The following is an 11,102-nucleotide window of genomic DNA, read 5'->3' on the forward strand; positions in this document are numbered from 1 at the left end:
ACAATCGCTTGTTGACTAAAGGAGCAGTTTAAAAGAATTAAATTGAAAGAGAGGAGTAAAAAATGACTATAATTTTCACGTCACCATTTTGGTTTTCGTTTCTAATTGTAATGATAATAATGTTTTTAATTAATTTCTTAGTTCAAACATTTGTTACGATGAAAAAAACCAAAATTTTAACTTGGAGTTTCTTTTCGGTCCTTCTTATTCAAAGTTTACTTATCTCTATATTTATTGAATTCATATAGATATCTTTTTACCCTATTAAACTATAGGGTGCGAATCATGAACAAGAATATTCGCAAGTTTTTTTAATTATTGTCAGGTTTATTGAACAATAATTGAAACTATTTATTGATTTAATACATCTATTTTTGATAAAAGGGTTGAGTACAATGAAAAAGACGATTTTTTACCTCTTTGCAACAGTTGCTATTTTAGTAGCTATTTTATTTGTTGATGCTTTTAAGACAACAAATACAACAGAGTCAACACATAAAAAAGCTATATACGTTGCTACTAATGGAAGTGATAAAAATGATGGAACAAAATTAAAACCATTTCGAACATTAAAGAAAGCTGCTTCAAAAGCAAGAGCGGGGACGATTGTCTACATAAAAGAAGGAGTCTATAAAGAAAGGCTAATTGTTAAATATAGTGGAACAAAATTAAAACCAATCACATTTAGAGCCTACAATCAAGACAAGGTCGTTATTACTGGTGAGGACGTAAAGAATGTAGAAGGAGATACGTCCCTTGTTAACATAGACAATAAAAATTATATCACGATTAGTGGGCTCATTATTCAAGATTTAACGACTAACTTAACGAATGAAACTGTAATAGGAATGTATGTAACAGGCTCAAGCAGCCATATTACGTTAGAACATAATGATGTACGAAAGATAGAAACGCATGCAGAAGATGGGAATGCCCATGGAATTGCAATATACGGAACTGACCCAATGAAAGATATTCATATTATAAATAATACAGTAGAGGATTTAAAACTCGGGTGGAGTGAATCACTCGTTCTTAATGGGAATATCGATGGATTTAGGGTTGAAAATAACGTAGTTCGCAGAAACGATAATATTGGGATCGATCTAATTGGTCATGAAGGAATATCAAATGATCAAAAAGCTGACTATGTTCGAAATGGTATCGTTAAAAATAATGAAGTGTATGAAATATCTTCGTACGGTAATCCAGCATATGGAGAAGAATATAATGCCGGTGGGATTTATGTCGATGGTGGGAAAAATATAACGATTGAAAAGAATACCATTTATCATTGTGATATCGGAATTGAGGCAACCTCTGAGCACGCAAAACAATATGCTGATAACATTGAAATAACAGATAACATCGTGTATGACAACTTTTATACAGGAATTTCGATTGGTGGATATGATGAAAATCGTGGAGGAACGATAAACTCGTCCATTACAAAAAACATTATCTATCGAAATGATACAAAAGGGCTAGCAGGGGGACAGCTACTATTACAGCATGATATTAAAAATAATATAATAGAAAGAAATATCTTAACCGCTGGGCCATCTCGTATTTTTATCGCCAACTTTTTTACATCGAATCAAGATAATGAACTAAGAAGAAATGTCTTTCATAAAGAAAAGGGAAAAAAAGGTCTTTGGGTATGGAATGAAGAAGAATTTACTTCTTTTCAAGATTTCAAACTTGCTTCGACTAGTGATTCACAATCCAGTTACTTGGATCCAATGTTTGAAAATGAAACCAACTATGACTTTTCATTAAAAAAGGAATCTTCTGCAATAAATATTATAGAATAATAATATAGAGTCTTGATGATCATTTAATCATCGAGATTTTCTTTATTCATTCATAAAAATAATAGTAAAAATTCAAAATAAACTAGGTAGAATAAATTAACTTAACTTAGCTGTAGGGGCTTAATCTTTAATAGGAAAACAGTTAAAGAGGATACTGTATGATAGATCTAGTTGTTACGCAGTACAACGATACTGTTCAGTAGGAAATAAAAAAGGACGATCCCATCAAATGTGGTGATCGTCCTTCTTTAAATATAGGGAGCTGTAGTTGAAGAAAACATTAAACAAACGCTCAGAGTTTTGGGGCATTTTTTGCTTAATATATTGTGATTTTACTTGTCAAATCAGCTTCTATTACTAGTGCGAATTTAGGCTTCTGATTGCAATTTTGTACTTCAAAACTGAACCCTTTAATCTATTAATTGACGTTTTTTAAGGGTTAAATACTTTTTCTATTTTAAGTATTAGGTGAATTAGTTATCAATTGGTTATATAAGTATTTTGCATCTTCTCCAACTCCTGTAATCAACGCAGATTGTCTATTATGTTGCCAAGGTAATCCTAAAAAGAATAACCCTTTTCTTGAAGTGACACCTCTATTATGGATCGGAAATCCTTGTTTGTTGAATAGTTCATCAATCTCTATCCAATTGTAGTCTGGTTTATATCCAGTCGCCCACACCACATTATCTACTTTTAGTTGAGTTTGATCTTTGAAGATAATCACGTTATTTTCTGATGAAATTGCGCGTGATTTTAATGTGATTCTTCCATTTTTTAATAATCTTTTTAGTTCGAATCCAAAAATAGGATCAGGTTTCCTTCTTACTATTTTTCCTATGATTGAATCATGAGGAGCCTTATATACTCCTAATTTATCAAAATACCAGAAGATGCTTTTATGACCAATATCTTGTGGAAGAAACATCATTTTATGTCCTACAGCTAGAAATACTTTTCGATCTTTAGATAACTCTGTCGCAATTTGGGCACCAGAATTTCCTCCACCGATAACGAGAGTTGTTCCATTTGTTAATTGCTTTGGATTTTTATATTCTGAAGAATGAATTTGTAGGATATCTTCAGACAAAAACGTTGAAAAATCAGGGATATTGGGTTTTTGAAAAGGACCTGTTGCTACGACAACATGATTAGCTCTTAAAGAACCCTGATTGGTTTTGATAACAAATTCATCATTATCTAAAAATAATTTATTAACACTCGTATTCATCTGTATAGGTAGTGAGAATTTTTTAGCATATAGCTTTAAATATTCACTTATATCATTTTTTGTAGGGTAAGAATTTGAATCAAGGCTAAGACCTGGAAGAGAACTAAAGTCATGAGGTGTAAACAACTTTAAAGTATCATAGCGATTTTTCCATACCTCACCAATTTCGGACAACTCATCCAAAATTAAAAAAGAGAAATTACTATTCTTCAAAAAGTAACCCATTGCAAGACCCGCTTGCCCCCCACCAATAACAATGACGTCATATTTCACGTGCTATCACTCCAAAAATACTTTTTTTTATATATTACCATAAAATTCCTTGATGCTTTAAAACGAAAATCTTTGTTTGAAGAGAAATATTAAAATTTTTTTTGGCTCTACATAGCACAGAAAAAACATTTAGACGGAAATCAAAAATTGATTTTGCGACAAATTATTATTGCTGGATAAATTTTGGCAGCAAAAAAAGGTAGTTTTTTTTTATCCCTGGTGGGAAGGTCTTCTATGAGATCAGGAATTTTAATATGTTTGATAGAAATTGATAGCATTTTAATTAGTCATTTATTTAATTGATTTTTAAAAAAATAGATAAACATTTTATTTCTATCATTTCTTTGAACTTTAAACACTGGACTTTTACAAATACAATTATCCTTAATCATTTTTACATTAAACCAACTTTTCAGCATTTTTCTTACAAAATCTTTTTTTAGACGATACGTTCTTAAATTTTCTACGATACGTGGACAAAAAGAAAAAGAAAAAGAAAATAAAAACAACATAAGAGCATGTAGAATTGAGCGAGCTTCTTTGAAAAGGAAAATCGATACAAAGGAAAATAATTGCTGCTCAAAATTATTTTTTTGAGAATTATTTATTTTTTTAAAAAAAATACGCTACCCGATCTTACTTTTTCGCTATATAGAAAATAGAAAGAAACTTACATAAAAAAAAGGTAGTGATAATAGATGGCTTTATATCGAATGATACGTTGTGATTTTTGGGAAGATCTAGAAGTATCAGATGTGATGACGATAGAGGATAGGTACTTTTACCTTTTCCTTCTAACAAATCTTAGAACAACTCAAATTGGAATTTATAAAATATCCAAAAAAAAGATATCAAGTGAAACAGATCTTTCGATAGAGAAGGTTCATTCACTTGTCGATCGTTTCGTTAATCATCATAAGTTAATTCGATACAATCCGGAAACTAAGGAAGTTGCCATTAAAAACTGGGGGAAACATAACCTGAATAAAGGTGGAAAACCTATGATGGATTGTATTAAATCTGAATTAAAGCAGGTAATTGATACGTCTCTTATACGATTTATCTCAGAAGGAATTGAGAAAAAGGAAATGCGCAGTCTTTTTGACGATTATTATCATAAAAACAATGGTAATCAAGATAGCAGCAATCCAATTGAAGAACATACAAATCAGGATTCAAATAGTGAGGATTTAGATGAAAATGAATCTGTCATTATTTCTGCTACAGAACATAATCAACAAGAAAAAGACAATAATACCAAGGCAGAAAATGATAGTAACATAGAAGAACTTCCACAAATACAAACAACAATAGATGTGAATGAAATTGTTGAGTTTTGGGACAATAATGGTTTTGGTTTGTCGAACGTGAATGCTAAAGAGCAGCTGTTATCTTGGCTAGATGATTCAAATTTTTCACAACCAAAAAAAGTGATTGTAAAGGCTTTGACAATAGCTTGTACGAATAATAAGCGAAAATTAAACTATGTGATTGGCATTCTGAAAAACTGGGATCAACAATCATTACGAACGGTTGAAGACATTGATTTATATCAAGAAAAGCAAAATAAAAAGACAAAGCAAAATACATACAGTGAAAAAGTTGGTAGGTCGATACCTGGGGAATTTGTCTTGGATATAACTGCTGGTGAAGATGGATGAGTATCGCAGAAAAAGCGTTTTTAGGAAGCTTGATGAAGGCTGAGTATCTTCTAAAGGATACTCTTATTAAGCCTGATCAATTAGAAAGCACAAAACATAAAGAATTAATGCGAAGTATGGTGGACTATCATCAGTGCGGCAAAACTATTGATTTAATCTCATTAACAACTTTACCAAATCTTGATTCCTTTGGAGGAATGAGTTATCTTTCTGAGCTGTTATCTTATGGTGATGTAGAGAGATTCGAAATAATTGAAAAAATGATTCTCGATCTTTGGAAAGAGAGAGAAAAGAGAAATATATTAACCATCGCTAGTTATAATGATTGGGATATATCTAAGGTGATTACCAGTTTGGATAAAATTAACCAAAGTAGAATCGATGATCACACGTCACTACACCATGCGTTGTCATCAATCTATGAAGCACCATGGGAAGATCAAGAAATCATACATAATGCAACAACTGGAATTAAAAAACTTGATGAAGTAACAGGAGGCTTTCAAAACGGAGAAGTGACGATTTTAGCTGCAAGACCCTCAATGGGAAAAACAGATGTGATGCTTCACTTCGCGAAAATGGCAGGTTGGGACGGGTATTTGCCACTTGTTTTTTCGTTAGAAATGCCTGAAAAATTAATAACGAAACGATTAATTGCTTCAACAGGTAGCTTTAACCGTACGAAAATGAGAGATCCAAAAAATATGTTAACAACTGCTCAAAAGAATAAATGGTCAAATGTTATTCATGAATTGAATGAAACAAATATCCACATATTTGATGGTGCTGGACAAACAGTTGCCGAAATGAGAGCAAAAACGAGAAAAATGATTCATCAATTTCCAAACAAAAAACCAATTATTTTTATCGATTACTTAACACTCATCTCTTCAAGTGAATCTTATGGAGGAAATTCACATTTGCAAGTAACGGAAATATCCAAATCTCTCAAAATGATGGCAAAAGATTTTGATTGTCACGTCATTTGTTTGGCGCAACTCAACAGATCAGTGGAAACAAGAGCTAATAAACGACCGATGATGTCAGATATCCGTGAATCAGGCAGTGTAGAACAAGATGCTGACGTCATTTTGTTTTTATATCGTGACGCTTATTATGACAAGGATACTCAAGATCGGTCTCTAGAAATCATTGTCTCGAAAAACCGAAATGGTCCCGTTGGATTTATTAAAGTAAAATACAACGAGCATACAGGTGGAATTGAGGATCTTAAGGAATAAAGGTTTGTTCCGAAGAGCTGTTTTCCTAAACTATGTTGCTTATAAATATCCGATGAAATCAGCATAAGATGAAGTTTAGTGTCATCTTTTTTTAAAAAATTGTAGCCTAATTGCGAAAATACATTGTTTCTACTACATATTTTAGTTACGTAGCTTCAATCTTTCAGAAAAGAGAATCGAAGTCAAAATTCTTAATAACGAGGTGTTCAAGTCGTGCTTGTAAAAGAACTTTATCTGGAATCTATTAAATTAGAAGAATCTCCATTAGCGCATTACATATACTATTTACTTAAAAAACAGAAAATCTCTTTAAATGACGATGTATCACAATTGAACCTAGACGTGGCAGATCATCAAAAGGTAGCGGAATTAATAGAGAAAAATGTTTTGGGTTTTCACAAAGTAGCTATATACTCATTGAAGATGAAGCAAAATGACTATGTTTTTATCTTTGCGGATAGCAAGCAAAAAGCTATTCAATTCTTCAAAGAAACGTTTGGACACGCTCCAATGAATTGTCATGAGTATTCATTAGATTGTGAACTCACTAGAGGAAATAATGTGATTTCTTTTCGTAAGATGAAGATGGAATATGAGCGTTTTCCAGTTGTAGCGGGATTTTTTAATAGGGTGGGGATGACGGTAGCTAGTGGCGTTTCATTATAATCAGAGGTTAATTGAGAAGCATGTAGTTCACACGGAAGAGGTTTTTAAAGCTCCTTTATCCACAATAGATTATACCTCAACAAGTTTCATATAATAAACTCCTTATAGTGTTTCGTCTTATAATTTTACTTTTATTACCATGAATAAGACAGCTGCAGTATAATGGATATGAAAGTTAATAATTGTTAGTATCGGAGGGATTTGGGTGGATAAACGGTTGATTCTTGAGGAGAAATTTGAAAGTGAACAATTAAATAGCTTGCTAGAGTGGCGTTGTGAACCTAAGAAGTGGTTTGTTGATACAACGAGTTCTCAATTGGTTTTACAAACCGATCAGGAAACAGATTACTGGCAAAAAACACATTACGGCTTTGAAGCAGATAATGGTCATTTTCTTTTTATAAATACAGATAAAAATTTTAGGATGACCACAAAGGTCAAAACGTTTCCAACGTCAAGATACGACCAGGCAGGGTTGATGATTCGCTTTTCAAAGGATGTTTGGGTTAAAACTTCTTTAGAATATATAACAAATACGTTGAGTAAATTGGGTACAGTTGTAACAAATCGAGGATATTCTGACTGGTCGACACAAATTATGGAGTCTAAAGAGATTGACTTATACTTTAGAGTATCTAAGATTGCTCAAAATTGTTATGTTGATTTTTCCTTGGATGGAGAAGAATGGATGCAAATAAGGCTAGCTCACCTGGATATTCCTTGTGACTCAACAATTTCAGCTGGATTATTCGCATGCAGTCCCAAAGGAAAAGATCAAATTGTGAGGTTTAATTTTCTTACGATTGAAGAGCTTTCTAGTGATCCAAATGAAGCTTACCTTTAATAAGTACATAATTAAAGGCGTTATAATTGCACGAAATGGATAAAGATAAAAAAACTTTTATTAGGTATAAGTATGACAATGGGAAAATTCAAACAGGGAGAATTAACTTTTATCAGAAACTGCGATTAATAGGTATCAAATCACTAAGCTATTATCTACTGGAGATTCTATTACTAAGGCTCTTTTCTGAACAATTGTTGCTATGTAACTAAAAATTTGAATGCAAATAGTGTTTTTTCACTATAAGGGTACCATTTTATGAAGAAAAGATGCCACTAGACTTTATACAAAGCTAATTGCTTTAGGTATTTAAAAGCAACAAATTTAGTGTAAACACCCTTTAATAAAAAAATAACCCACCACTGAGCTTTTTCATGCAATGCAATTGGGTGAGTTATTAAATAATTGAACCAAGGGGTTTGTCCATTTTGCCAAACAATTTTCAATATGAGTTGTTTGGTGTATTCGTGTTACCTTCATTTTCTAATCTCATTAAATGAATATCTCTTACAATTTGAATTAGAGAACGGAAAACCATAAGGAAACTACCAGCGATAAAAAAGGAAATAGCATATACTTCGTCAAATTTTGATAAAAAGAGAATACTACCGGTCAAATATAACAAACCTTGAAGAATATTGTTAAGGTAGTAAACCATTTGATAACGATTTTGGATGACCATATTCTTTTTTCCTAAATGAATTCGAATTTGTTCTTGATCAAGAGTTGTTCGATTTTTTAATTTTTTTAACATTTTATTCACCCATTTGCAACTAAAGTATTTTAATGGTATTTACCTTTCAATGAGGTGATTAAAACATAGAATTAACTAGCACGAATTAACAAGGGTTTTACTTCTCTGATACTGTTTATTAGATTGAAAGAATTCATCAAGTAGATTTTGGAAATTTTAAGCTGCTTTTCTACAAAGTTACCGCTTCATTTTAGGTTAATTGATTAAATAGTTGACAGTTGGAACAGCAAGTAAATGCGTAGTATATCTATATTCTTTGTAATGGATAATTTTTTGCTAAATAAACGATAAAGAAATCAATTTTTAAAGTATTTGTATTCTGTTAATTATTCTTACCATGGATACTGAGTTAACAATAATTTAGTGATATGATAAAGATAAGGAGGTCTATAAAAATGAATACAATTATTTTTGATGTTGATGATACATTATATGATCAAGCACAATCTTTTCATAAAACGGTAAAAAAGCTGTTTCAAGAGCCCTTTTCTGACGAAGACATTGATTCTTTATATAAAGCTAGTCGGAAGTATAGTGAGATTTTATTTGACAAAAGTGAAAAAGGTGAAATATCACAATTTGAATGGCAAACAGGTCGCATTATTGCTGCTTGTAAAGACTTTAATATACCTATCGATACGGAAACAGCGGCTGTTTTTCATGAAACATATGTTGCTGAACAAAATAATATTACACTCTTTCCAGAAGTGGAAGACCTATTAAATGTACTTTATAAAGAAGGTATACAGCTTGGCATTCTAACCAATGGTGAGGAAAAACATCAAGCAATGAAAATTAAACAGCTCGGTCTTAGTCGCTGGTTTCCTGCAGAAAGAACCTTTATTTCTGGAAGTATTGGTCATGCAAAGCCAAAAAGAGAAGTGTTTGATTTTATTGAAGAAAAAATAAATCTTGATCAATCAAAAACAATTTATATCGGAGATAATTTTGAAAAAGATATTATCGGAGCAAAACAAGCAGGCTGGCAGGCGATCTGGATGAATCATCGCAAAAAAGATATACCAACCAATGCTACCTTTAAACCAGATAAAGAAGTACATAGTGCAAAAGAGTTATTGAATTATTTTGTGAAAGAGTAGAATAAAAATTACAAACAAATACTGAATTAAATGGATATAATAAATTTAATCATGCTAAGAAAAGACTATGATCATCTTCTTCCAATGGTCTGACATAATTGAACATAAATTCGTACAAAAATATCATATATATTTTTAAAGATTTATTTGCCCTGCCCGTATCTTTTTGTTTTCGTCATCCGTTTATAAACTAGAGACGTGCTGAAGGAGTGATTGTGATAATGATCAACCGTGTTCAAGTTGCAGAGGATGTATTACAGACGAAGTCTTTCAAGAGCTTTATCCGAAGCTAAGACGATATTGTCAAGGGTTAGCAAAGAATCAATGGGATGCTGAGGATTTGGTGCAAAATGCGTTGATGAAACTTTGGCTCCATTATTATGATCAGGCTTCTATTCCAGCTGCTTTAGTGAATAAGATGGCGCACAATGAATGGATTGATACAATACGAAAACGTAATAAAGAGTTCTTAGAAGCCAATCTTGATGAACAGGTTTCTGAAGATACGACAAACAAAATTGCGACTCGATATGATATTGTTCAACGATTGATGAGTCAGTTAACACCAAAGCAAGTTGTGATGTTTGTTTTAAAAGAAGGGTTTCGCTATCAGCTAGCTGAAATTGCGGACGTCTTTTCAACAACTGAGACTTCTGTAAAATCAACCATTCATCGAGCCAAACAACGCTTAACAAAACTGACGGATCAAGAAAGCAGTGCAGTCATTGACCTATATTGGGAGCAAGAAGAACGTGAACTCGTGGAACATCTGCTTCACATCTCATTTAAATCACAAAACCCTACTATTCTAATCCAGTCCATTCCGTTGCTACGCTCTTTAGTAAAAGGTCAACGTCCGACATGCTCTATGCACCGAACACTCGTTCACTCTCATCCTTCACGCACTGTCCTAATGGCGGCGTAATATTGTTTCCGCTAAAAAAAGGAGGAAACGAAATGAATGTGACACCATATGTTATCGAGCAATCCAGTCGTGGGGAAAGATCTTATGATATTTATTCACGGTTATTAAAAGACCGAATTATCATGGTTGGAGATGAAATTAATGACGTGATGGCTAATAGTGTCGTAGCACAGCTATTGTTTTTAGCAGCAGAAGACCCTGATAAGGACATTTCGATGTACATCAATAGTCCTGGTGGATCAGTAACTGCAGGCTTTGCGATATTTGATACAATGCAATACATCAAACCAGATATCAGGACGATTTGTATGGGAATGGCTGCTTCCTTTGGGGCGAATTTATCATTCTCAGACAGAAGACTCCCTCTTCAATCGCGTGAAGAGCTTTAGCTCAGTGATAAGAGGGAGATGAATGGCGGTTGGCGATAGCCAAAACACCCACTGTCATGGTATAATCAGAACATACGTTCCTGGCGAGTGAGGTGAAATCATGTTAGTTAAAAAGGCGTTTAAGTTTCGTATCTTCCCTAACCAAAAACAAATTGAGCTAATCAATAAGACGATTGGGTGTTCCAGATTCGTGTTCAATTTCTT

General features: G+C 32.7%; 10 protein-coding genes and 1 pseudogene. 9 read left to right on the forward strand and 2 right to left on the reverse strand.

Annotated elements, in window-relative coordinates; all coding sequences use genetic code 11:
- Positions 1 to 395: 395 nt before the first annotated feature.
- Entirely contained in the window at positions 396 to 1,814 is a 1,419-nt protein-coding gene (locus LC076_RS21175; RefSeq protein WP_226671141.1) for a right-handed parallel beta-helix repeat-containing protein, read from the forward strand.
- Between the two features lie 457 nt (positions 1,815 to 2,271).
- On the opposite strand, the gene LC076_RS21180 is transcribed toward LC076_RS21175, so the two are convergent.
- Positions 2,272 to 3,318, reverse strand: coding sequence for a flavin-containing monooxygenase (locus tag LC076_RS21180; protein ID WP_226671142.1), 1,047 nt, complete (start codon positions 3,316 to 3,318; stop codon positions 2,272 to 2,274).
- Between the two features lie 698 nt (positions 3,319 to 4,016).
- Between LC076_RS21180 and LC076_RS21185 the strand changes: the two genes are divergently transcribed.
- The 4 genes from LC076_RS21185 to LC076_RS21200 all read left to right on the forward strand — a co-directional run bounded on the left by LC076_RS21185 (position 4,017) and on the right by LC076_RS21200 (position 7,730).
- Positions 4,017 to 4,979 carry a DnaD domain-containing protein gene (locus LC076_RS21185; RefSeq protein WP_226671143.1) on the forward strand — a complete coding sequence of 321 codons (963 nt, stop codon included), beginning with the start codon at positions 4,017 to 4,019 and terminating at the stop codon, positions 4,977 to 4,979.
- Positions 4,976 to 6,220, forward strand: a complete 1,245-nt coding sequence (locus tag LC076_RS21190; RefSeq protein ID WP_226671144.1) for a replicative DNA helicase — start codon at positions 4,976 to 4,978, stop codon at positions 6,218 to 6,220. Before LC076_RS21185 ends, LC076_RS21190 begins: the two co-directional genes overlap by 4 nt.
- Positions 6,221 to 6,433: 213 nt before the next feature.
- The gene (locus LC076_RS21195; RefSeq protein ID WP_226671145.1) at positions 6,434 to 6,886 is read left to right on the forward strand and encodes a hypothetical protein; all 453 of its coding nucleotides are present in this window, start codon (positions 6,434 to 6,436) and stop codon (positions 6,884 to 6,886) included.
- A 205-nt stretch (positions 6,887 to 7,091) separates the two neighbouring features.
- Positions 7,092 to 7,730 carry a DUF1349 domain-containing protein gene (locus LC076_RS21200; protein WP_226671146.1) on the forward strand — a complete coding sequence of 213 codons (639 nt, stop codon included), beginning with the start codon at positions 7,092 to 7,094 and terminating at the stop codon, positions 7,728 to 7,730.
- Positions 7,731 to 8,172: 442 nt separating this feature from the next.
- Here LC076_RS21200 and LC076_RS21205 read toward each other — a convergent pair whose 3' ends face one another.
- Positions 8,173 to 8,484: a YrhK family protein gene (locus LC076_RS21205; RefSeq protein ID WP_226671147.1), complete on the reverse strand. Its 312-nt coding sequence runs from the start codon at positions 8,482 to 8,484 to the stop codon at positions 8,173 to 8,175.
- Positions 8,485 to 8,879: 395 nt separating this feature from the next.
- On the opposite strand from LC076_RS21205, the gene LC076_RS21210 reads away from it, so the two are divergent.
- The 4 genes and pseudogenes from LC076_RS21210 to LC076_RS21225 all read left to right on the forward strand — a co-directional run.
- A complete protein-coding gene (locus tag LC076_RS21210) occupies positions 8,880 to 9,584 on the forward strand; it encodes an HAD family hydrolase (protein WP_226671148.1) in 705 nt (234 codons plus the stop codon).
- A 253-nt stretch (positions 9,585 to 9,837) separates the two neighbouring features.
- Entirely contained in the window at positions 9,838 to 10,509 is a 672-nt protein-coding gene (locus LC076_RS21215) for a sigma-70 family RNA polymerase sigma factor (protein ID WP_226671152.1), read from the forward strand.
- A gap of 32 nt (positions 10,510 to 10,541) precedes the next feature.
- Positions 10,542 to 10,850: pseudogene (locus tag LC076_RS21220) on the forward strand (ATP-dependent Clp protease proteolytic subunit); the annotation flags it as partial.
- 148 nt (positions 10,851 to 10,998) lie between these two features.
- Positions 10,999 to 11,102 (forward strand): helix-turn-helix domain-containing protein (locus tag LC076_RS21225; protein ID WP_226671153.1); only part of this gene is annotated, 104 nt, incomplete at its 3' end.

Source organism: Metabacillus litoralis (assembly GCF_020524045.1).
GTDB classification, from domain to species: domain Bacteria; phylum Bacillota; class Bacilli; order Bacillales; family Bacillaceae; genus Metabacillus; species Metabacillus litoralis_C.